This is a genomic window from Collinsella sp. CLA-ER-H5, assembly GCF_040092375.1.
Classification (GTDB): Bacteria; Actinomycetota; Coriobacteriia; order Coriobacteriales; family Coriobacteriaceae; genus Collinsella.
Window position 1 is genome coordinate 25,587 of record NZ_JBBNLR010000021.1, and the last position, 22,612, is coordinate 48,198.

Sequence of the window (22,612 nt, forward strand, 5' to 3'; positions counted from 1 at the left end):
TTCAAGTCCAACACATAGTACAGCGCCGCGGGGACACGAATCCCCGCGGCGCCCAGCGACCCAATTTGTTATCGGTTGGAGTTTCTGTTGTAGCGAGCCATAAGATAGAGCAGCTGAATAATCGAGGTGAGCGCCGCAGCCACATAGGTAAGCGCGGCGGCCGTCAGCACCTTCTTGGCACCGTTGACCTGCTTGGAGCTCATACCCGACTGCTCAATATACGCCACGGCGCGCCGACTAGCATCAATCTCGACCGGCAGCGTAACCAGTTGGAACAGCACGCTAAACGAGAAGAAGATCAGCGCGAGGGCCGTGAGCCCGGCAATGTTCATAAATAGGCCCAAGAGCAACACGATGGTCCAGGTGTTCTGGGTAAAGTTGACGACCGGCACGAGGGCGGTGCGAACCTTCATCATGGCATAACCGCTTTGACGCTGGGCGGCATGGCCCGCCTCGTGGCAGGCAACGGCAACGCTTGCGACCGACCCGCCCGAACGGTTGGCATCCGAGAGATACAGGTTGTTGTCCTGCGGGTTGTAATGATCGGTGAGCTCACCAGCGACGCCCTTGATACCCACGGCGTTGCAGCCGTTGGCGTCGAGCATGCGGCGAGCGACCGTGGCGCCCGTGTCGCCGTCCGAGCGAACCTTGGACCAGGTTTTGTACGTCGAGTTGATATAGTTCTGTGCGGCAAGACCGATCACCGTGCAGACAAGAACAACCAGCAGGTACAGCGGGTCGATGCCAAAGCCGTATCCATAGTAATAAGGCATGCGAATTCCTCCGAATCGAGTTACACGTTGGAGGCATTTTACCCACTCGCCCAGCCAACGAGACACCATCGATGTTTTGGCATTGCAGCTCTAAAACGTTTGCAGCGCTTGGCAAACCGCGTAACTACAAAAGCTCGATTTTGCCGTCCTTCACAGTGAGTCCCATGTTGCCCGAGAGCAGATCGTCCAGGCGCGAGCCCACAAGCTCAAAGCGCCAGCCTTCGCGCAAGGGGCTCTGCTCGGGATGCTCAATATAGTCGGCCAGGTCATCGCGCGAGGCAATGACCGAGGTCGCCACTCCCGAGCGTTCGGCAACCAGGCGGATAAGCGCGTACATGAGATCCGTCACGCTCTCCAGCTCCGGAGAGATCTGGCGATGCCCGCGCACCATGAGCGGCAGGCGATCGTGCGGGCAGCTTGCGCCGCGCTTGATGGCCATGAGCGCACCGTCCACGTCGCGCTCCCCCAACTGATCGGTACCGCGAATGCTACGGAACTCCTCAACGCGCACGGGATTGCGCTTGACGAGCGCAAGCAGCGTGTCGTCGGACATGACCCACTTGCGCGGGATGTTACGGCGCTCGGCGCGGTCCTCGCGCCAGGCGGCGAGCTCGCGCGCGATGCCCAGCTGGTGGCGGCTGCACGAGTTGATGCGCTTGACCTTGCGGAATGCCTCGTGACGGTCGGCGCGATAGTGCGACTCGTCAGCCAGCGGGCGTAGCTCGTCGAGCACCCAGTCCACACGGCCCAGCTCGCGCAGGCGACTCATCATCTCGGTATAGGCGACGATCAGGTACTTGACGTCATCAATCGCGTACTCAATCTGCTTATCGGTCAGCGGGCGACGCGACCAGTCGGTCAGCGACTCGGTCTTGGGCAGCGAGACGCCGCAAAACGTCTGAACAAGCGCGCCATACGAAATCTGCTGGCGCTCGCCCAAAAAGGCAGCGGCGACCTGCGTATCGAAAATCGGTCGTGGCAGCACGCCCACGGTATGGAGCATAACCTCCATATCCTGCGAGCAGGCGTGGAAGACCTTAGTCACGCTCTCGTCTGCCATAAGCTCGGCCAGCGGCGATAGGTCGTCGATCACCAGGGGATCGACCGCGACGCTCTCGGCAGGGGTGGCAATCTGAACCAAGCACAGGCGCGGATGGAACGTGCGCTCGCGCAAAAACTCGGTATCGACGGCAATCGCGTCGAACTCACGGGCGCGCTGGCAAAAGTCGAGTAGAGCCTGATGTGTGGAAATGTACATATCAACCCATCGAATAAGGTTAGGCCCGAAAAACACGGGTAGGATATCGGCATTGCCTTACAACTATACTCGGTTAGTCACAGAACGGGAACGTAAGTATGCGCTGCCTTATCATCCACAACCCGGCATCGGGCCCCAGCTCAGATGAAATCTTCGCATTCACGCACGCCCTTGCACAGGGCGGCGACGAGGTCGTGATGCGCTTTATCGGCGATGGCATGGAACCCGAGGACGCCGTGGCAGACGTGCGCGAGTTTGATCGCGTGGTCGTTTCGGGCGGTGATGGCACTGTCTCCAACGTGCTCGACCAGATGCGCGGATGCGGTGTCCCCACGCTCGTCTTCCCCTCCGGTACGGCCTGCCTGTTCTTCAACAACATCGGCAATGCCCCCGAGGCGGCGGCGCTTGCCAAGGCTTGCCGCGCCGGTCGCACGGTCAAAGTAGACATGGGCGAGCTCTTTTGGCTCGACGAAGACGGCAACGAGAAGCGCCACGGCTTTATCATCATCGCCGGCTCGGGCTTCGACGCCGAGATCATGATGAAGGCCGCCCCCACCAAAAACGACATCGGCGAGATCGCCTACTTCCTCTCTGCGCTCGCCACGCCCAACCCTACGGTAGCGCACTTTACGATTGAGCATGACGGCATTGTCGAGGAGCTCGATGGCATCTGCTGCATGGCCGGCAACACCTCGGTCATTCAAAACGACATCAACCTGTTCCCCGATTGCCGCATGAACGACGGCATGGTCGACATCGCGGTCATCGAGCCCGTAAAAACCGTCCAGCTGCTCCCGACCGTGATCACCGCCGCGCTCGACCCCGCCGGCAAGTTGCTCGGCCGTCCGCAGTTCAAGATCATCCAGACCAAGGAAGCCAAGATCACCTGCACGCCGTCGCTGGGCATGCAGTTCGATGGCGAGATCATCTCCAGCAACTCGGGCGTCTTTGGTGCCCGCGCGCTTCCGCAATGCCTCGACCTCATCGTCGACGAATTCTCACCGCTCGGAAAATAGGAGGACCCCATGAACGACAATCCCCTGATCGGCTTTATTGTCATCGTCTTGGCCATGCTCGTCGGTTACGCCATCAACGTGATTCACCGCCGAAAGAAGTAAATCTACATTGGTATGATATTCATCCAATTATCGTCTCCCCTGCCGTTTATGCATTTGCCAAACAGCAGGGGATTTTCATTTCGGGCATTCCCAGCTACTTTATTCGACTACAGTAATTACAGGGCGTCTTTATTAAAGTAAAGCTATAAACTGAGTACAATTAACCGCTCATCGCATATTTCATTACGCTTATCGAGTAAGTTTCTTTCATAGATGAATATTGTTTCCAGTTCGTTACGCTAATGGGGTGTCTTTATTGGCTGAAGCCCTCTGGCAACGGAGGGCTTTCGCACGCTGGGAGGGAAAATGAGGAAAACTCACCCCGTCAACGCGCTCAAAAAGCTTGGCATAGGCCTCGCCTTTGGAGCTGCAACCATCATGTCCATGCCGACATCTGCGCTCGCCTGCACGCAGATGTACATGGGCAAGAACCTTACGGCCGACGGTAACACGTACTATGGCCGCACCGAGGACATTGGCACTCGTTACCTCAAACACTATGGCATCGAGCCCTCTTATGGCCCTGGTCATACCTACAGCTCGAACGAGTCCGGATTCTCCTACACCTCGACCAAGACTACGTATCGTTACAGCTACGTGCGCGACCATCCTGCTGAGTGGGACGGACGCTGGGATGCCTACTCCGAGGCCGGCATCAATGAGAAGGGCGTCTCCTGCTCCGCAACACTGAGCACCTCCTACAACGACGATGCCAAGGCAGCGGATCCCACGACCGAGCATGCCCACAAAGCAAATCCCGAGGTCAAAAATACCGGCATCGGCGAGTACAGCTACGCGGGCGTCATCTTGGGCGAGAGCGCAACGGCCCGCGAGGGCGTCGAGCTTATCGGCAGTCTAATTGACGAGCAGGGCGTCTGCTCCAACGACCAGATTGTCATCGCCGACAACACCGAAACTTGGCTGTTCGCCGCGCTTTCCGGCCACCAGTGGATCGCTATGAAGCTGACCGACGACGTCGCTTCGGTCAACCCCAACATTAGTAACCTCAATTTCCAGGTCAATCTTGACGATCCTGAGAACTGCCTCCACTCTGAGGGGATCAAGACTATGCCCGAAGAGAAGGGCTTCGCCAAGTACTTTGAAGACGGACAGTTCGATGTTGCCCAGACCTACGGTGTATCTATCAACAATACGGGCATGGGCTCTTGGGCGCGTTATATCCAGGGCCGTGACTACTTTATGGCTCCGCTGACCGAGGGCACCGACTACGAGATCGTCAAGGACAAGGACAAGAATGACGTCACGCTCGGTGCCATGGTTCATGAGATGCAGCCGCTGTTCTTCCAGCCCAGCAAGTCCGACTGGAACACGTTTGAGCTGATTCGCGCCTTCGGCAACCGCGGTGAAAAAGTCCCCGGCCTTAATGCCAATACTGACGGTGTCAGCAGCATCGGTTCCGACCGCAACGCCGAGGCCAACCTCTTCCAGATTCGAAAGGGCTATGACCCCGAGGTTGCAACCATCCAGTAGGAGATGCTCTCCTGCGCCGAGTTCTCCGTCGCTATCCCGCTATACTCCGCTCTGATGACCGAAGTCAGCCCCTACTTCAGCGACCAGACCGTTGATTATGGTCACTGCAGCGAGACGGACATCGTGAACAACGAGGAGCCCGAGAACTCCATTAACTACGTCCTGATGGACATCAACTCGCTTTGCTTCGCGAACCGCGCACAATTCGCCACCAGCGTCCGCACCTACCTCGATGCGCTCCAGAACGAGCTCATCGAGCAGAACAAGGAAGTCGACACCGCCATGCTGGCCGAGACGACCACCGAGGGCCGCACTGCCCTGGCCAACAAGGCCGGCAAGGCTGCTACCGAGAACACCTACAAGAAGTGCAAGGCACTGCTCCAGGAGATGCGCGCCTATCAGAAGGCCGAAAACTTCGACCAGCCCTTCACCCCAAGCGACCTGAACACCGAGACCAACGGCCTCAAGGTGTCCATCACCTACGCCAAGGATGCTCTTGCCACCGATCCGGTCACCCCGGATCAGCCCGGCACTCCCGAGCAGCCTGGTACTCCTGAGCAGCCCGGTACCCCCGAGCAGCCCGCTAAGCCCGAGCAGCCCGCTAAGCCCGAGCAGCCAGCCGCCAAGCCTGAGAAGCCTAGCAAGTCCGACACCACGACCACGGTAACCACTAACAAGACGAACACCAAGGGCGGCCTGCCCACCACTGGCGATCGTTTTGATGGCCGCATGGTGGCCGCATTCGCCATCGCTGGCGTTGCCGTCATCTCCGCGGGCGGTTACTTCCTCTACCGTCGCAATAAGGAGTAACGTCTTAGCTGGGCGGGCAAGGCAGCAATGGCAGCCTCGCCCGCCCAGCCCGCTCTTTTGACCGGCGGGAAACCCGCCTGAAATCTTTTCAAAAAAGATTTCCCCGCACGCACTTCGCTGTGCTATAGTGCAGCGCAACAGCAACTAGGTGCGACCGTGCCACGGTATCACGAAAGGAGCCACCAACATGAAGAACACGATGAAGTCTCTCAACAACTGGTGGTGGCGTGATGCGAATACGATCGGTCGACAGTGAGTCCCTCACGCCTGTTTTTGCGCTCTAGGTGATTGGAAGGCCTCCGGTTTCGACCGGGGGCCTTTTTCTATCTCGAGCCCGATCGCATTCGCATCACGCGCCTCCGCTTTTCTCTTGCACCCCCATTCCGAAAGGATTTTCACCATGTCTCAGAACACCACCGCCGCCCAGCCCCGCACCGTCCAGACCGCCGACCGCGGCAAACTCGACGTCCGTGCTCTCGTCCTGCTCGCCATCCTGCTCGCTGCCGGCTTCATCCTCAACTTCACCGTCGGCAAGGCCATCTCGGGCATCTCGGGCGGCATGATCAGCCCCGAGTTCATCATCTCGGCCTTCTGCCTCACCATCCTGGTCGTTCGCCCCAACATCGGCCAGGCGCTCGTCATTGGCCTCATCTCGGCTGCCGTAATCCAGATCACCACCGCTTCGCCGTTCGTCGATTTTGCCGCTGAGGGCATCGCCGCCATGCTCATGGCCGGCATCGTCAACGCCGCCGGCAAGAACGGTCAGGTCAAGCCCGCGATCGCCATTGTCGCAACCTTCCTGACCACCTTTGTCTCCGGCGTCATCTTCATGGTCATCAAGATGGCCATGCTCGGCGTGGTCGGCGAGCTCGCCGCCGCCATGTTGCCCGTCGTCGCCATGACCGCCGTCTTTAACGCCATTCTGGTCGGCGCCCTCTACTTGCCCATCCAGAAGGCCCTTAGGCTCAACTAACCCACAGTGCCCCATCGGTAAAGACTGTCCCAAACAACGAGCTCTTGGGGACGTTCTTAAACGACTGGTCATTTAAGAACGTCCCCAATGACTATGAAAGGTATCCATGGAAACGATCATCAACGTCGACGATGTCTCGTTCTCCTATGGCACGCAGACCGAGCAGGCGCTCAGCCACATCTCGCTCAGCGTGAACAAGGGAGATTTCATCGGCATCATCGGGCCCTCGGGCGCCGGCAAGTCCACGCTTGCCGCCTGCCTGTCGGGTGCCGTGCCCCACCACTACACCGGCACGTTCTTTGGGTCCGTCATGGTTGACGGCCACGACACCTGCGAGGTCTCGCTGACCGACGTGTCGCAAATCGTCGGCAGTGTGCTGCAGGATATCGACACGCAGATGGTCGCCTCGGTCGTCGAGGACGAGATGCTCTTTGGCCTCGAGAACTTTGGCGTTCCCCACGACCAGATCGAGCGGCGCGTGAGCGAAACGCTCGAGACCGTCGGCATCAGCGACCTGCGCGACCGCGAGATTGCCACCCTCTCGGGCGGACAGAAGCAAAAGGTAGCCATCGCCGCCATCCTTGCTATGCGTCCGCGCGTCTTGGTTCTCGACGAGCCCACCGCGGCACTCGACCCTGCCAGCTCCACGCTGGTCTTCGAGACGCTGCGTGAGGTAAACCGCGCACTTGGAATCACCATCGTCGTCGTTGAGCAAAAGGTCGCCCTGCTCTCGGAGTACTGCAACCGCGTGCTCGTGCTCAACCATGGCGAAATCGCGCTGCAGGGCGAACCACACGAGGTCTTCGCGCATACCGACGAGCTCCGTGCCATCGGCGTCGACTGCCCTCGCGTCACGCGTATCTTCAATAGCCTCGAGGCCGATGGCCTGGTAAGCGGTACCCCTTGCTTGGATGTCGACGAGGCTGAGCGCCTGATTTCGGGCATCGTCGACCCCGCACACGCGGCCAGCGAAGCCCAGGCGCCCGCCGGCTCCCCGCATGCACCGTCGTTGCGCCCTCATGCCAAGGACGCCGAGCCCGTGCTCACCTTCGATCACGTTGAGTTTGCCTATCCCAATGGCGGCGCCGCCGTCCACGACCTAAGCCTGACGCTCTATCCTGGCGAGCTCGTGGGCATCGTCGGCCAAAACGGTGCCGGCAAGACCACGCTCACCAAGCTGCTCACAGGCCTGCTTAAGCCCGCCTCGGGCAGCGTGCGCGTCACGGGGTTGGATACCGCAGCCGTTCCCACGAGCCGCATTGCCCGCGAGGTCGCAACGCTCTTCCAAAACCCCGACCGCCAGATCTGCAAGGATACCGTACTCGACGAGGTCGCTTTTGGCCTGGAGCTTGCCGGCATCGACCGTGCCGAGGCTCTGCGTCGTGCTCAACTTGTTATCGACCGCTTTGGCCTGCCTGCCGATGAGGCACCTTTCTCACTTTCGCGCGGCCAGCGACAAATGGTGGCGCTTGCCTCCGTCGTAGTGGTTGAGCCCAAGATCGTCGTGCTCGACGAGCCCACGAGCGGCCTTGATTACCGCGAGTGCATGACCGTCATGGAAACGGTGCGCACCATGGCCGAGCGCGGCTGCGCCGTGATTATGGTCTGCCACGATATGGAAGTCGTCTCGGATTTTGCCGAGCGCATTGTGGTAATGGCCGACGGTCGCATCCTCGACCGCGGCCGCACGCACGAGCTATTCTCGAACATCGAACTCATGCAGCATGCCTACGTGGAGCCTCCCCAGGTTATTGAACTCTCGCGCCGTCTGGCATCTTCCGTCTCGCCCGCTTTTGCGCAGGTGAGCGAGGTCACCGATGTCGTTCGAATTACCAAGGAGATGGTCCACCGTGGTTAACGTCATCGACTACATGCCGGGCGATACGCTGCTGCATCGCCTGAACCCCGTCGTCAAACTGGGCCTCGCCGCTGCCATCATCGTCGGCATCTTCTTGTCCGACACCTACGTAGCGCTGCTGGGCTTTTTGGCACTCACCCTTGCACTGGGTGCCTATGCCGGCGTCGTCGACCGTCTGTTCTCGCTGCTCAAGTTGCTGATTCCGCTCGCGCTTATCATGCTGGTGCTCCAGCTGGCCTTTATGCGCGATGGCAACGTGGTGTGGGGTTTTATCACCGACACGGGCCTCATCACAGGATCGAAGGCCTGCCTGCGCCTGCTGGGTGTGGCGTTACCACTCATCCTCATGCTCATGGTGACCAAGCTCAACGACCTTGCCAACGCCTGCGTCGAGGTGCTGCACGTGCCGTATCGCTATGCCTTCACCTTTACCACGGCGCTGCGCTTTGTGCCGGTGTTTGGTCAGGAGATGAATGCCATCATGGAGGCGCAGACCGCACGCGGCGTCGAGTACGACACCAAGAACCCCATCAAGAAGCTTAAGCTCATGTTGCCACTGTGCGTGCCGCTGCTCATCTCAAGCGTGGGCAAGACCGATGCCACAGCCTTGGCGGCAGAACAGCGCGGCTTCTATCTGCGTACGCGCGCCAGCTCGTACAAGCGCTACCCCATCAAGGGCCTGGACATCGCCGTGCTCATCGTCAGCATCGCCCTCATCGCCATCGGCTTCCTGTTCTAGTTCACCACCGACAGCAACCGCCCAACGCAAAAGGCCTCGGCTCGCACCAAACGAGCCGAGGCCTTTACTGTTTCACCAGATAAAACCTACCAAAATTAACCTGTCCCTTTTTGGCGGGTCGGAAGCTAGAGGCGGTAGGGGGCGCCGCTGCGGATGATGGATTCGCGCACCAGGACATCCATGGCGTCGAGGGTGATCTCGGGCATCTCTCGGTACTTTTGCAGCACCGAGAGCTCGGTGCAGGCCAGAATGACGCGGTCGCAGCCGCTACGGGCGAACTCCCACATCACGCGGTCGAACTTATCCATATCGGGCTCACGTCCGGCCTTCACATCATCGTAGATAAGCGACATCACATCGTTCTGACGTTTCTCGCTGGGATAGACGACCTCAACACCCGCAGCCTTACATTCGCGGCCGTAGACGCCCGCGCCCACGGTTCCGTCGGTGCCCATGATGCCAATCTTGTGCACCGGCTCGGCCGGCATACTCAGGTTGGGGTCGAACTCGCACTCCCCCATCACCGCACCGGCCAGAGCATAGCGCACCGACTCACGCGGCATGTGGATAATCGGCACCTTCGTAAACGACTGGATCTGATCGTAGAAGTAGTGTGACGTGTTGCAGGGAATGGCAATGTGCGCGCAGCCCAGCGACTCGAGTGCCTGGGCACACTCTTTCATGGTCGCCAGCAGCTTGGCATGCTCGCCGGTCTTAATGGCCAACGTGCGGTCGGGCATGGTCGACTTGGAGAGCACCACCATGTCGATATGTTCCTGATCGCAGGCAGCAGCCGTGTGGCGCACCACCTGGTCGTAGTAATACGACGTGGCCTCGGCGCCCATGCCGCCGATAACTCCCAGCTTTTCCATCGCCGCCTCCTTGGTGACGCTTGCGCAATTGCGCGTATCATACCCGCGCCCGCCCGATGCAAACCGGACGGGCGCCGCGCTCATCTACTTGTAATACGTCTTGAACAGCTTGAAGTGGCGCAGCTTGGTGTGCCACATGCGCAGCCAGCGGTTAAAGACAAAGTCGCCCTTCATAAACGAAGGGTCGGCGCCCTTGCCCTCCTTGTCCAGACGATGCACCTTAGCGCGCAGCTCGGGATCCTTGACGTACTTGTCGACGACGCCCATGGGGACGACCATCCACAGGGCCTCGTCCTGAGCCGTCACAAACTCCGGCTCAAATGGACGGTTGAACACATACTCGTCCACCACATACTTGGCAACGTTAAAGCCACTGTTAGTGACGTAGTAGTTGCTGCGGCCCTGGCGCGTGTTGAAATCGAAGAACTTAAACGAGCCGTCGCGCTCGTCGTACTTAACGTCAAAGTTGGAATAGCCCACAAAGTGAAGGTCCTCGAGCAACTTGCGCACGCCGTCCATGAGCTCGTCGTTGGGCTCGGTAATGATACAGGCATGGTTGCCGACACCGTGGGGCTGATGCTCCTCGAGCAGCACATGGCCCAGGCACATCATGCGCACCTTGCCGTTGCGGTCGGAATAGCTGGTGAGCACGCGCATGTACTCGTCGTTACCGGGCACGCGGTCCTGCAAGATCAGGTCGTCAGTGTAGCCGCTGGCATACGAATCGCGAATGACCTGTTCCAGCTCGGCGCGGTCGGCAATCTCATAGGCCTTCTTCTGGCCCTCGAACTCGTGCTGCCACCACATGATGCCGTCAGAAGGCTTCAGAATCATCGGGTAAGGAAAATCGATCTGGTCGAGCACCTCGGCAGGTGCCTCGCCTTGGTCGTTCAGCATCGCCATGGTGAAGGTAAAGGTATGCGGATAAGGCACGCCATGCTTCTCGCACAGCTCGTAGAAGATCTCCTTCTTCTGGCACTGCTCGAGCATGCTGTAGGGAGCGTAAGGCGCGACGATGTTATCCGCCAACTCATGGGCATCCTTGGCCTGAGCCACGAGGGCAACATAGTTATCGCCACAGCCCACAAGGACAATCGTCTTATCGGCATGCGCTTGGGCAATGCCGTTGACGGTTTTGAGCATCACGGGCATGGTATCGATATCCACGTTGGGCGTGTAGTCGATAATCTGGCTGCGGTACGCGGGACCCGTCTGGTACTTGCCAAAGACCAGACTCTTGACCTGGTACTCCTCGTAGAAGGCGCGCGCCACCGAATAGGCGTTGATGTCGCCACCGAGCAGCACGGGAATGAACTCGCGCTCTGTAAATTGCAATGCCATGGAAACTTCCTATCATGAACTGCCCACACAACGGGCGGTCTTTGCGCATCTGATTTATTCTAGCGTGCCAAGCCGCCGACGCCCAAAGCTCCACCGTATCTATGGCAATCGACGTAATCGTCCAGCACGAAGGCCAGCACAAAGACGGCGCTCACCGTTGTATGACAATGGGCAATGAACCTACCATTGTTGTAGGATTCAACATGTTGCCCGCCCCGTCGAAAGGTGCACCGTGCCCCAGGCTCATCCGATCAACAACCCCATCATTGACGCCGCCAAGCGCGAACTTGCGGATCGTGCCCAGACGGCAGCTCCCCTACGCACCGCAAACGATGCTTACAACGGGCCTGCCCGTATCGTCTCAATCAACACGTCGGAGCACAAAGGCACTCGCAAGTCGCCCGTCGCCGATGGACGCGACACCGTCATCGAGCAATTTGGCCTCGCTACCGATGCGCACGCCGGACATTGGCACCGCCAGGTCTCTTTTTTAGCCGCGGAGTCCATCCAGACGGCGCAGGCGCGCGGGCTCGATGTGCACGAGGGCGACTTTGGCGAGAACTTCACCACCCAGGGTATCAACCTGCTCTCACTCCCCTTGGGCACGCAGCTCAAGCTCGGCAGCGAAGTACTCGTCGAAATCAGTCAGATCGGCAAAGTCTGCCATACCCGCTGTGCCATCTACTATCTCGCCGGCGACTGCATCTTTCCCCACGAGGGCGTTTTCGGCGTGGTACTAAAGGGCGGAGAGGTCCATACCGGCGACGAAATCCAGGTGGTCAAGCTCGGCGACGGCACTTGCTCGTTCACCCCCGCCGAGGCGCTCGAAGAGATTGAGCAGGCTCGCCAGGAGGGCACGCTGTAGTTGTAAAACCCCACGTTGAGATAGCTTTTACAGCCCAAAGTTCCTCTTAAACAGGCCCCCGTAACGTTAAAGTTGAACTCTATGGTTTCTCAACAATTCATCATAACTGCAGGTCAAAGCCAAAGCCTCAAGTTCAACTTGACCCTTTGGAACCTTTAAGGTTCAAGTTGAGGTCGAAAGCAGTAGTAGAATACCGTTCGAACCATAACCTACGATTGATTGCAGAGGGACTGGATGCAGCATTCGAATCATCGCACCGCAGCGCTCATTGCGTCGAAGCCGGCTCGTATCATCACGAGCGCCGCGCTCGCCGTTGCGCTGACGGCCTCGCCGATGCTCTCCCCCGTTGCGGCGTATGCCGCCTCGCAGGCAACGCAGGACCAGCTTTCCGCAGCCCAGCAGAAGATCGAAGCCGCCACGAGCGCCTACAACGACGCCCGCACCAAACTCGATGACCTGCAAAAGCAGATTGACTCCAATGAGGCAAGCATCGAGGAAATCGAGGCTAAGCTTCCCGAGCAGCAGGCCAAGGCAAGCTCTGCCATGCGCGATCTGTACAAGTATCAGAAGGGCACCAATCCCATCGTGAGCTTCCTGGTCAACGCGCAGAGCCTGGGTGAGTTCATCACGACCTGCAAATACACCAACCAGATCACGAGCTCGAGCGTCGACGAGATCGAAGAGCTCAATAGCATGCAAACCGAACTCGAGCAGAACAAGGCCGAGCTCCAGCAGGCCAAGTCTCAGCTTGAGGCGGAGCAAAAAAACGCCGAGGATGCGCTGGCACAGGCCCAGCAGCTCCGCAGCGAGGCACAGGCAAAAGCCGAGCAGGAAAATGCCGCCGAGCTTGCCAAGCTTGAGGCCGATAAGGCCGCTGCCGCCGAGAAGCTCTCGGGCGAGGGCGTAAGCGGCAGCAATTCCAGCAGCCAGGCCACCAACACCAACACCACCATCGACACCACGGTGAACAACTCCAATACCGGTAGCTCCGATTACGATTCGTTCATTAATGAGTGGACGAGCCGCATCGACAATTATCTCGCCGGCTCCCCTATGGCAGGCCAGGGCTATAACTTTGCCGTCGCCGCTTGGAATACCGGTGTCGACCCCCGTTGGTCCCCCGCCATCGCCTGCATCGAGAGCACCAAGGGTGCTTATTGCGCCAATTCTTATAACGCCTGGGGCTGGAGTGCACGTGGCGGCGGTTGGCGCAGCTTTGGCAGCTGGAGCGAGGGCATCTCCGCTCACGTTGCCTATCTGGGCGCCAACTACGGCTCCACCCTTACCCCGGCTGCGGCCAAAAAGTACTGCCCGCCCACGTGGCAGGACTGGTACAACAAAGTCGCCGCTCAGATGAACCGCATCTAAGTGCAACTGCAAAGGGCCCCAATGGGGCCCTTTTCTTTTAGGTAGCGGAGGTATCGACAACGCCGGTCGCATTGGCAACCGCGACTATGACGATCATGCATAGGAGCAGCACACCCAATGCCTTGAGCCAGAGTTTCGCGAGTTTCTTGCCGCGATAGCTGTCGAGCAGTGCGAATCGCCGACGAAGACGGCGCTTATCGAGCAGCGCAAAATGCATAAGCACCATAAGGCCATCGACAAAGAAAAAATACTCGATTATGAGAAGCCACGTCGGGTAGCTTTGGTTTGCTCCCGTGGGGTGAAAGACGGCAAAGTGACTTCCGGCAAAGAACACAAGCAGCGAGAAGCAGACGAGCGTATTCCAAATACGCCCCAGAGACTCCGGAACGCGAGAGAGCAAACCGCATGCAGCGGAGGCGGCAGGCCTAGGAAGCCCTGTGGGGTTCTGGAGCCCTTGGGGCGTCAACACCGTCTCCGAGGCCGGAGTACGGACAGGCGCAGGCGCAGGAGGCCGCACGGGGCGACTCAGATCGTATGCCGCGCGCGTCGCCCGTCCCAACGCTTCCGCGCTCGCAAAACGCTTGGCCGGGTCGAGCGCCATCGACATGCAGATGACATCGGCAAGTGGGGTGGGAATGCCACGCGCCTCGCATTGCTCGCGCATGTCGAGCCCTGGTTTAGGGTCGACTCCCGTCAAGCAGAAGAACAACAGGGCGCCAAGTGCGTAGACGTCGCTTCGCACGCTCGTCTGCCCAAACCCATACTGCTCGGGCGGCGCATAGGGCCGTGTCCCAAACTTGATGGTGTCGGCATCGGCGCCATCGCGCCATACGCGCGCGATCCCCAAGTCGATAATCACCAGCGACGAAAACGTCAGACCGTCATCAGGCGTATAGTTGGCACCTGTCATGATGATATTCGACGGCTTGAGGTCGCGATGGATCACCGGCGCCGACGTCTCCCCCGCCATCGCAAAACCGGCGTGGAGCTCGCCCACGGCATCGCATAGGGCAGGATACAATTCGTGCGCATAATCGGGGGTGGCTCCCAGACGGTCCACCAGCGCCCCGAGTGTCTCCCCTTCGATGTATTCCATAACCACGTTGAGCTCGTCGCCCGCACGACGACAATCGACGATTCTGGGCAGGTGCTCAAAACGCCTACCTGCCCGCTGAGCGGCAAACAGACGCCCGTATGCCCCACCGATTTGAGCCGAAGCATCGATGCGCTTACGGACAAAGGGGCCGAGCGAACCACCGCCGGTTCCTTCAAAGTACACGAGCTCGGTTGTTTCAACGGACGAGCGCTTAAGTACACGCTCCACGCGATAGCTGTCGTCGCGATCGAGCGACGCCAGGTGCTCGGCAAGCGCTGCGGTCAGCTCGTCATTGGAATATGTTGGGGTCTGAGTATCCATAGCCTCCATCATAGCGCAGGGCGCAGACACCCCATGGCATCCGCGCCCCGTTCGTTTGCATCGTTGTTCGACAGCTCCACCGGCTCAGATATCAGCCGCTAACTCACCGTCTCCTCGCCAAAGCGATACAGCTCCTCGTTGACCTTTTGGAGGCTGCACCCGCGATCGATGCAAAAGATGATAATCGCATCGCGGTGGTCCTTGCAGTTAAGGACGCTTACCCCGGCAGCCGTCAGCGCACGGTTGGTCTCTTTGAGCGTCAGCGCCATCGCAAAGGCAATCTGCAGCACCTTATTGCGACTCGGATGACGCGCGCCGGTAAAGATCTGATAGCCAAAGGTCTCATTGAGATCGGCCATGCGAACCACGCGCGAACGCTCCAAGCCCTTTTCCTGCAGTAGCTGCTTCAGGTAGTCCGAAAGCGACGGGGCGGCAAAGTCGTGCTCCCTGATATAGCCATCGATGTTCGGCGCATCGAGAAGCTCATTGAGCAACTCCTCGGTCAGCTTTTTATCGGGCATACGGCTTCACCTCCCCCAGTGCATGCAACATGCTAGAAACCACTTACGTCCGAACGCTCCCAGCTAGCAACCTGGTCGGGAGACACTGTACCCAGCGCCTCGAACTTCCAGGAGCCGCCCGCCTTCAGATGATTGGTGTTTGCAAGAGCCGTTCCAACCTGGTTGCCATCGGCATCATACAGAACATACTCAATCTGAATGTAGCTCTTTTCCTTGTCCGTGTTATTGGTCAGCGTGCCCGTGATCTTATAGGCAAACTGATTGGAGGTGTCTTCAGCCTCATCAGCAATGGTATACGGTTCTTGCGGTTCTTTTTGCTCCTCAGCCTGCTGTGTCGCCTCGGCAGGTTTTGCCGAATCGCTCGCAGACGAATCGGTTGAATTGCCACCCATAGAGCCCACGGCACCGACGATAACCAGCACCACGATGACGCCTAGGACAATCTTGCCGATCGGCTTCTTTCCCTCTTTTGCCATTATTCATCCTTCCTACGATCCGGCTACCGCGCCGGCACACAGCACATCGTAGAAAGGATTGAACTTGAATTCATTAGCTGAGAGCTAAGGCTGCAGTAAACGGCCAATGCAGTTATCCAAACGCCGAGCAAACGCACTTTGCGCAACCGTCTGCTGGCAGCGCGTCAACCCACCGTTACGGATTCCCCAGTAAAGGCGCTGATCATCAACAGGACAAAGAACACCAGGTAGCTGGCACTCAGCGGGTACGCAATAATCAGGAAGACGACCCAGCCGACAGTGGTTTTACCGTCGGCACGGCGTTGCTCGCGATTGCGGCAAAGCCAAATCGTCACGCCAATGGCCACAATCAGCAACACGAGTGCCGCTGCTGCCAACCCGGCAAGCGCAAACATTACGCCAATGCTCACAGCGATGACCGGGAGCAGCAGCAAGCCGCACCCGCAACCGCCCGGACTATATACAGCAGACTGTCGGCGTCGCTTCATCGCCGCGCCACCCCATCATCTCTGAGCACTACAGTGCGATGGCCTGCTGAACAGGAACGATCTTATCGAGTTCCGGTTCGATCCGCCTTTTCTCGACCTCAAGGTCAAACGCCACCTGAGCGCGCAGCCAATAACCATCCGTCAGGCCAAAATAACGGCAAAGACGGAGGTCGGTGTCGGCCGTCACGCGACGTTTTCCCAAGACAATCTGCCCGATACGCTGAGCCGGAATCCCGGTCTCTTTCGCAAGGCGATATTGAGAAATGCCCATGGGAACAAGAAACTCCTCTTTGAGAAGCTCACCAGGGGTCACCGGCGACAGCAAATCGGCCGAGGTCTCATCACTTGTGATAATCGACGATTTCGACATTCCAAGCCATCTCCTGTCTCCACTCAAAACAGACCCGATAGCGCTCGTTAACACGGATGCTATATTGACCGGCACGATCGCCCTTCAAAGCTTCCAGGCGGTTGCCCGGCGGAACGCGAAGATCATCAAGCGAAGCACAAACCTGCAGTTGGCGAATCTTCCTCAGCGCAACGCGCTCAAAGGGCACGAACCTCCTGACCCGCACACCCATGGCAAAGCGTTCGGTATCCTCATCTTTATACGATGCAATCATAGTATCGCCTTACGTTAGTAACGTCAAACGTTTCTATAGACTTACATCTCTATTATATCGTACGTTTGTTCGTGTTTTCTAGAACAAATAGTCCTTCACGCCTTAGTCAAGCGAAAGTAATCGTTTGTAGACATCGAAGCCTTTGAGAAGAATCTCCTCGTCGAAGAGCATGCTATCGGTATGCAGAGCGCTTGTGGCATAAGCGGGGCAGCCATCCGAATCACTCGGGTTGTCTTGGTCCTCTGGCATACCCGTACCCAGCAGGAAAAACACGCCCGGCAGATGGCGCTGATAGAACGCGAAATCCTCGGCGATCAGCAGCGGCTCGTCCACAAGTTGCAGCTCGGGCAAGGCAGGCATGATGTTGGCAAACAGCTCGGGGTCGTTGTCGACCGGCGGATAGCCCTCGGCAAAATCGAGGTCATATGCGCAGCCCGTTGCGGCGCATGCCTCATCAAGCACGCGGCGCACACCCTCACGCGCACGGTCGAACATGTCGTCCGTAAACACACGCAGGCTGCCGGCAACATGGGCCTCCCCCGCCACCGCGTTGCAGACGGTACCGGCCTGCAGCAGACCAAACTTACCGATACAGGGCTCGTCGGTGCCCAGCTCGTCCATCAGCTCGCGCTCGGCAACCAAAAACTTCGCTGCCGCCAACGCGGCATCGTGCGACTCCCCAACCGGCACACCATAGGTCTTAGCGATGTGGATGCTCGTACCGTGAATATGGATATGCGTCTCGCTCGAACGCGCCAGCAGCGGACCGGAACAACTCGCCAACGTGCCGGCAGGCAGATCGGGCCACACATGGAAGCCAAAAATGCGGTCGGCCCCATAGCGCTCGAACACACCACTCTCGCATACCGTCTTGGCACCACCTGTCGTTTCCTCGGCCGGCTGGAACACAAAGAGTACGTTGCGCCTAATGGCGCCCGGCTGCTCGCGAATCGTACGGTCGACATACGTCGCGGCGGCAAGTGCCATGGCCATGTGTCCGTCATGTCCGCAAGCGTGCATCTTGCCGGGATGTGTCGAGGCGAACGCTGCCCCTGTTGCCTCGGCAATGGGCAGCGCATCCATATCGGCGCGAATCGCCGTGGCATGCGCGGCACCAACGCCGGCGTCGAAGAAAGCGCAGACGCAGCTGGGGCACGGATGGGTCACCTCGCAAGCGAGCGGTGCCAACACGCCCTCGATATAGGCAATGGTTTGCGGAAGATCGAAATCGAGCTCCGGAATGCGATGGAGATCGCGGCGATAGCGACGGAGTTCTTGGAGCTCGGTCATAGAGGATCCCTTCGTGAGGCACATCTGTTGCAACTTATTGTGATACAGGATTGTGGCGCACATGTTTCCAGCATATCCTTGCATTTTTTAAACGTTATATACGAATACTCTTGTTTGGTAAAGTGCAACGTGATAGGGTCTTTACCACTTGATAGAGGCGCGGGCACGAAGAGCCGCGGGCGAGCCAGCAGGCTTTGACCCCGTGGGGAGGCGAAACCCGCCGAACTGGGTTTTTCGGGCACGAACAACCTGGTGGGCCTGTGGGAAACACCCACAGGACTGTCTGCAGCAATGCGGGAGCGCTATCCGGACATTGGGTCCACGCTATGCGGATTCGATGCGCAGATGGCGCCGTCTGGATAGCGAGGTTTACGGGACATGGCATTGACCCCCAACGAGGCATATGCGGCCAAGCAGCCGTTTGTGGACAAGGAGACACTCGAGCATATCGTCGAGCAGTTCCCCACGCCGTTTCATCTATACGACGAGGCGGGCATCCGCCGCAACATGCAAGAAGTGTGCGACGCCTTTGCATGGAACCCGGGCTTTAAGGAATACTTTGCCGTCAAGGCCAACCCCAACCCGGCGCTCATCTCCATTCTCAACAAATACGGCTGCGGCTGCGATTGCTCGAGCTATACCGAGCTCATGATCGCCCGCTCGCTGGGTATCACGGGACACGACATCATGTTCTCGTCCAACGATACGCCGGCTGCCGACTTTGAGCTCGCCGACAAGCTGGGCGCCATCGTCAACTTTGACGACATCAGCCACATCGAGTTCTTTGAGCGCGTTGCGGGGCCCATCCCCAAAACGGTCAGCTGCCGCTTTAATCCAGGCGGTCTGTTCCAGCTCTCCAACGGCATCATGGACAACCCGGGCGACTCCAAATATGGCATGACCACCGAGCAGCTCTTCGAGGCCTTCCGCATGCTCAAGGCCAAGGGCGCCGAAAACTTTGGCATCCACGCATTCCTTGCCAGCAACACCGTCACCAACGACTACTACCCCAAGCTCGCACGCATCCTCTTTGAGCTTGCCGCACGCCTGGAGCGCGAGACCGGCGCGCACGTCGCCTTCATCAATCTGTCCGGCGGCGTCGGCATTCCCTATCAGCCCGAGCAACAGGCCAACAACATTCACGCCATCGGCGAGGGGGTACACGCTGCCTACGACGAGATCCTGGTTCCTGCCGGCATGGGCGATGTGGCCATCTGCACCGAGATGGGTCGCTTTATGATGGGTCCCTACGGCTGCCTGGTCACCAAGGCCATTCACGAGAAGCAGATTTACAAGGACTATATCGGTGTCGATGCAAGCGCCGTCGACCTGATCCGCCCTGCCATGTACGGCGCTTACCACCACATTACGGTGATGGGCCAGCCGGGTGGCGACGACAAGACCACAGCGCCCGTCACAGACACCTACGACATCACGGGCAATCTGTGCGAGAACAATGACAAGTTCGCCATCGACCGCGAGCTGCCGCATATCGAAATGGGCGACCTGCTCGTGATTCACGACACCGGTGCGCATGGCTACTCTATGGGCTACAACTACAACGGCCGCCTGCGCTCCGCCGAGGTCCTGCTGCGCCCCGATGGCTCGGCCGACCTCATTCGACGCTCTGAGCGCCCGGGCGATTACTTTGCCACGCTCGACGTGCTGCCGTGCGGCCGAGAGCTGCTGGCCAAGTCGCGCGCCGAAAGTGCCCGCCGTCGCGCCCAAGACGAGCGCCTAGCAGTCGCAGCTCAATGGAACAAACGCATCCAGATCGCGAAGGCGAAGGAGAAGAACATGGACATCCGCACTCTCGAGGGCTCAATCGTCGCCCTGGTTACGCCGTTTAAAAAGGACGGCAGCGTCGACTTTGACGCGCTCGAGCGCCTTATCGATTTCCACCTGCAAAACGGCACCGACGCCATCCTCACCCTGGGCACCACCGGTGAGAGTGCCACGATGACCGATGACGAGGACAACTCCGTCGTCGCCGCCGTGGTCAAGCATGTTGCAGGACGCGTCCCCGTCATCGCCGGCTCGGGCTCCAACTCCACGCAGACCATGCTCACCAAGTCGCTCACCTATCAGGGCCTGGGCGCCGACGGTCTGCTGCTCATCACCCCCTACTACAACAAGTCCAATGAAGAGGGTATCTATCAGCACTTTAAGACCGTCGCCGATGCCGTTGACATCCCCTGCATCCTGTACAACATCCCCGGCCGCTGCGGCTGCGGTATCAGCGAGCGCAACGTAGAGCGCCTAGCCGCGCACCCCAACATCATGGGCATCAAGGAGGCCTCGGGCAACGTCGCCTACGCGGCCAAGATCGCCCACCTGCTGTCCGATGACTTCCGCATGTACTCGGGCGAGGATGCACTCACAGTGCCGCTCATGAGCCTGGGCGCTTCGGGCACCATCAGCGTGTGGGCCGACGTGCAGCCGCAGCTCGTACACGACATGTGCCGCGCTTATCTGGACGGCGACGTAGCGCGCGCCCGCGATATCCAGATTGCCGGCCAGCCGCTCATCAACGCCCTCTTTAGCGAGGTCAACCCCATCCCCGTCAAGGAAGCGCTCGCCCAGATGGGCATGATCGAGGCAAACTACCGTATGCCGCTGTGCCCCATGGCAGACGACACGCGAGCCGCACTTACCGATGCTCTGAAGGGAGCTGGTCTGCTTGATTAAGACCGTCATTATGGGAACGGGCCGCATGGGCTCGCTCATCCGCACTACCGCCGAAGGCATTGTCGACGCCGGCGGGCAGCCCGTTTTTGATATCGTCGCCCAGATCGGTTTTGATCTGTCCGGGCTCGAGAGCGCCCCGGCAGCCGATGTGATTATCGACTTCTCGAACGTCGTGACCTTCGATGCCGTCGTCGCCTATGTCGAGCGCACGGGCGCGGCGTTGGTCTCAGGCACCACAGGCTACACCCCCGAGCAGATGGACCGCCTGCGCGAGCTGGGTCAGAACGCCCGCGTCATGCACTCGGGCAACTACTCCATCGGCATCGCCGCCCTGCGTCATCTGGTGGCCCAGGCCACACGCGAGCTGCCCGGCTTTGACTGCGAGATCGTCGAGACGCACCACAACCAAAAGGTCGACGCCCCCAGCGGCACTGCCAAGTTGTTGCTCGACGCCGTCGTCGAGGCCGAGCCCGAGGCAGGCTACCACCCCGTCTATGGCCGCGAGGGCATGTGCGGCGCGCGCGACCCCAAGGAAATCGGTATGCACTCGCTGCGCGGCGGCACCGTAGCCGGCGTGCACGAGGTGGGTTTCTTTGGCCAGGACGAGGAAGTCACGCTCACCCACCGCGCCACGAGCCGTCAGATCTTTGTCAACGGCGCCCTGGCAGCCGCGCAGAAGCTCGTCGCCCGCGAACCCGGCTTCTATACGTTCGACCAGGTCATGTTTGCCTAACCAGGTATCAACCGAATCCACCCAAAGGAGAGATAGCAAATGAGCAACGCAGCCGAGATGGATGCACAGGAGATTATCAACTACATCGCCACCGCGCCCAAAAAGACGCCCGTCAAGCTGTACGTGCGCGAGAAGCCGGGCATGAAGGTTGCCTGGGGCGACGCACATGTCTACGGCGGTCGTCGTGGCAAGACCGTCTTTGGCGACTGGGATGAGCTTAAGGCCATCCTGGACGCCAACGCCGACTCCATCGATTACTACGACGTTGAAAACGATTGCCGCAACTCCGCCGTGCCCATGCTCGACCTTAAGGGCATCAACGCCCGCATCGAGCCGGGCGCGATCATCCGCGACCGCGTCGAGATTGGCGACCGTGCCGTCATCATGATGGGCGCCATCATCAACATCGGCTCCGTTATCGGCGAGGGTTCCATGATCGATATGGGCGCCGTGCTGGGCGGTCGCGCCACCGTGGGTAAGAACTGCCACATCGGCGCCGGCACCGTGCTGGCAGGCGTCGTGGAGCCCGCCAGCGCCACGCCCGTCATCATCGAGGACGATGTCATGATCGGCGCCAACGCCGTGGTTCTGGAGGGCGTGCACGTAGGCAAGGGCGCTGTCGTTGCCGCCGGCGCCGTGTGCGTCGAGGACGTCCCCGCCGGTGCGGTCGTGGCCGGTGTCCCCGCCCGCGTCATCAAGATGCGCGACGAGAAGACCGACAGCAAGACCGGCCTGGAAGAGGGCTTACGTCAACTTTAATAGTTACGCGGTTTTGACAAACCGCGTTTTCGCTCATATGACCCAATCCGCTGTCAAGAGCCACAATGGCCCCGCCGACCGCTTGCAATCGGTCGGCGGGGCCTGCCGTTGAACCCGTCCCGGTCCGCCCCCGGCATGTCGTCGACGCCTT

22 protein-coding genes and 1 riboswitch are annotated in these 22,612 nt (G+C 59.4%); of the genes, 11 read left to right on the plus strand and 11 right to left on the minus strand.

The window, feature by feature from the left end:
• Positions 1-68 precede the first annotated feature (68 nt).
• Positions 69-773 (minus strand): zinc metallopeptidase, encoded by a 705-nt coding sequence (locus AAAX31_RS08065; RefSeq protein WP_117759022.1) that lies wholly within the window; start codon positions 771-773, stop codon positions 69-71.
• A gap of 124 nt (positions 774-897) precedes the next feature.
• Positions 898-2,031, minus strand: coding sequence for a ribonuclease D (gene rnd / locus AAAX31_RS08070; RefSeq protein WP_006234315.1), 1,134 nt, complete (start codon positions 2,029-2,031; stop codon positions 898-900).
• 98 nt (positions 2,032-2,129) lie between these two features.
• On the opposite strand from rnd, the gene AAAX31_RS08075 reads away from it, so the two are divergent.
• From AAAX31_RS08075 to AAAX31_RS08100, 6 genes are all read left to right on the plus strand, one after another.
• The gene (locus AAAX31_RS08075) at positions 2,130-3,047 is read left to right on the plus strand and encodes a diacylglycerol kinase family protein (RefSeq protein ID WP_117759024.1); all 918 of its coding nucleotides are present in this window, start codon (positions 2,130-2,132) and stop codon (positions 3,045-3,047) included.
• Between the two features lie 408 nt (positions 3,048-3,455).
• On the plus strand, positions 3,456-4,640 hold the full coding sequence (locus tag AAAX31_RS08080; protein ID WP_349076842.1) for a C69 family dipeptidase: 1,185 nt from the start codon (positions 3,456-3,458) through the stop codon (positions 4,638-4,640).
• A gap of 3 nt (positions 4,641-4,643) precedes the next feature.
• Entirely contained in the window at positions 4,644-5,450 is an 807-nt protein-coding gene (locus AAAX31_RS08085; protein WP_349076843.1) for a hypothetical protein, read from the plus strand.
• A gap of 400 nt (positions 5,451-5,850) precedes the next feature.
• A complete protein-coding gene (locus AAAX31_RS08090; RefSeq protein ID WP_117759028.1) occupies positions 5,851-6,423 on the plus strand; it encodes a hypothetical protein in 573 nt (190 codons plus the stop codon).
• Between the two features lie 106 nt (positions 6,424-6,529).
• Positions 6,530-8,281 (plus strand): energy-coupling factor transporter ATPase, encoded by a 1,752-nt coding sequence (locus tag AAAX31_RS08095; protein ID WP_349076845.1) that lies wholly within the window; start codon positions 6,530-6,532, stop codon positions 8,279-8,281.
• On the plus strand, positions 8,274-9,020 hold the full coding sequence (locus tag AAAX31_RS08100) for an energy-coupling factor transporter transmembrane component T (protein WP_022094111.1): 747 nt from the start codon (positions 8,274-8,276) through the stop codon (positions 9,018-9,020). Before AAAX31_RS08095 ends, AAAX31_RS08100 begins: the two co-directional genes overlap by 8 nt.
• 125 nt (positions 9,021-9,145) lie before the next feature.
• Here the strand turns inward: AAAX31_RS08100 and AAAX31_RS08105 are convergent, their stop codons facing one another.
• Together AAAX31_RS08105 and AAAX31_RS08110 are read right to left on the minus strand one after the other, a co-directional pair.
• The gene (locus AAAX31_RS08105) at positions 9,146-9,892 is read right to left on the minus strand and encodes an aspartate/glutamate racemase family protein (protein ID WP_040358337.1); all 747 of its coding nucleotides are present in this window, start codon (positions 9,890-9,892) and stop codon (positions 9,146-9,148) included.
• Between the two features lie 84 nt (positions 9,893-9,976).
• Positions 9,977-11,233, minus strand: a complete 1,257-nt coding sequence (locus AAAX31_RS08110) for an ATP-grasp domain-containing protein (RefSeq protein ID WP_117759032.1) — start codon at positions 11,231-11,233, stop codon at positions 9,977-9,979.
• Positions 11,234-11,465: 232 nt separating this feature from the next.
• Here AAAX31_RS08110 and AAAX31_RS08115 point away from each other — a divergent pair, with 232 nt between their 5' ends.
• Together AAAX31_RS08115 and AAAX31_RS08120 are read left to right on the plus strand one after the other, a co-directional pair.
• Positions 11,466-12,098 carry an MOSC domain-containing protein gene (locus AAAX31_RS08115; protein WP_199411461.1) on the plus strand — a complete coding sequence of 211 codons (633 nt, stop codon included), beginning with the start codon at positions 11,466-11,468 and terminating at the stop codon, positions 12,096-12,098.
• Between the two features lie 234 nt (positions 12,099-12,332).
• Complete coding sequence (locus AAAX31_RS08120) at positions 12,333-13,466, plus strand: glucosaminidase domain-containing protein (protein WP_117759034.1); 1,134 nt, start codon at positions 12,333-12,335, stop codon at positions 13,464-13,466.
• 37 nt (positions 13,467-13,503) lie between these two features.
• Here the strand turns inward: AAAX31_RS08120 and AAAX31_RS08125 are convergent, their stop codons facing one another.
• The 7 genes from AAAX31_RS08125 to AAAX31_RS08155 form a co-directional block, all read right to left on the minus strand.
• Positions 13,504-14,883 carry a protein kinase gene (locus AAAX31_RS08125; RefSeq protein ID WP_117833482.1) on the minus strand — a complete coding sequence of 460 codons (1,380 nt, stop codon included), beginning with the start codon at positions 14,881-14,883 and terminating at the stop codon, positions 13,504-13,506.
• A gap of 98 nt (positions 14,884-14,981) precedes the next feature.
• The gene (locus AAAX31_RS08130; protein WP_117759040.1) at positions 14,982-15,404 is read right to left on the minus strand and encodes an XRE family transcriptional regulator; all 423 of its coding nucleotides are present in this window, start codon (positions 15,402-15,404) and stop codon (positions 14,982-14,984) included.
• 32 nt (positions 15,405-15,436) lie between these two features.
• Complete coding sequence (locus tag AAAX31_RS08135) at positions 15,437-15,880, minus strand: FxLYD domain-containing protein (protein WP_055309781.1); 444 nt, start codon at positions 15,878-15,880, stop codon at positions 15,437-15,439.
• Between the two features lie 164 nt (positions 15,881-16,044).
• Positions 16,045-16,368: a hypothetical protein gene (locus AAAX31_RS08140; RefSeq protein WP_117759042.1), complete on the minus strand. Its 324-nt coding sequence runs from the start codon at positions 16,366-16,368 to the stop codon at positions 16,045-16,047.
• A gap of 28 nt (positions 16,369-16,396) precedes the next feature.
• Positions 16,397-16,738 (minus strand): HigA family addiction module antitoxin, encoded by a 342-nt coding sequence (locus AAAX31_RS08145; RefSeq protein WP_117759044.1) that lies wholly within the window; start codon positions 16,736-16,738, stop codon positions 16,397-16,399.
• On the minus strand, positions 16,710-16,991 hold the full coding sequence (locus AAAX31_RS08150) for a type II toxin-antitoxin system RelE/ParE family toxin (protein ID WP_006234335.1): 282 nt from the start codon (positions 16,989-16,991) through the stop codon (positions 16,710-16,712). The genes AAAX31_RS08145 and AAAX31_RS08150 overlap by 29 nt, the downstream gene beginning before the upstream one ends.
• A gap of 102 nt (positions 16,992-17,093) precedes the next feature.
• Positions 17,094-18,281, minus strand: coding sequence for an N-acetyldiaminopimelate deacetylase (locus AAAX31_RS08155; protein ID WP_233506200.1), 1,188 nt, complete (start codon positions 18,279-18,281; stop codon positions 17,094-17,096).
• Between the two features lie 144 nt (positions 18,282-18,425).
• Positions 18,426-18,594, plus strand: a riboswitch (Lysine riboswitch).
• A gap of 65 nt (positions 18,595-18,659) precedes the next feature.
• Between AAAX31_RS08155 and dapA the strand changes: the two genes are divergently transcribed.
• From dapA to dapD, 3 genes are read left to right on the plus strand one after another with little or no spacing between them, the layout of a single operon-like run.
• The gene (gene dapA, locus AAAX31_RS08160) at positions 18,660-20,969 is read left to right on the plus strand and encodes a 4-hydroxy-tetrahydrodipicolinate synthase (RefSeq protein WP_117840192.1); all 2,310 of its coding nucleotides are present in this window, start codon (positions 18,660-18,662) and stop codon (positions 20,967-20,969) included.
• A complete protein-coding gene (gene dapB, locus AAAX31_RS08165) occupies positions 20,962-21,702 on the plus strand; it encodes a 4-hydroxy-tetrahydrodipicolinate reductase (RefSeq protein WP_197032804.1) in 741 nt (246 codons plus the stop codon). The genes dapA and dapB overlap by 8 nt, the downstream gene beginning before the upstream one ends.
• A 39-nt stretch (positions 21,703-21,741) precedes the next feature.
• On the plus strand, positions 21,742-22,461 hold the full coding sequence (dapD, locus tag AAAX31_RS08170) for a 2,3,4,5-tetrahydropyridine-2,6-dicarboxylate N-acetyltransferase (protein WP_099431491.1): 720 nt from the start codon (positions 21,742-21,744) through the stop codon (positions 22,459-22,461).
• Positions 22,462-22,612 lie beyond the last annotated feature (151 nt).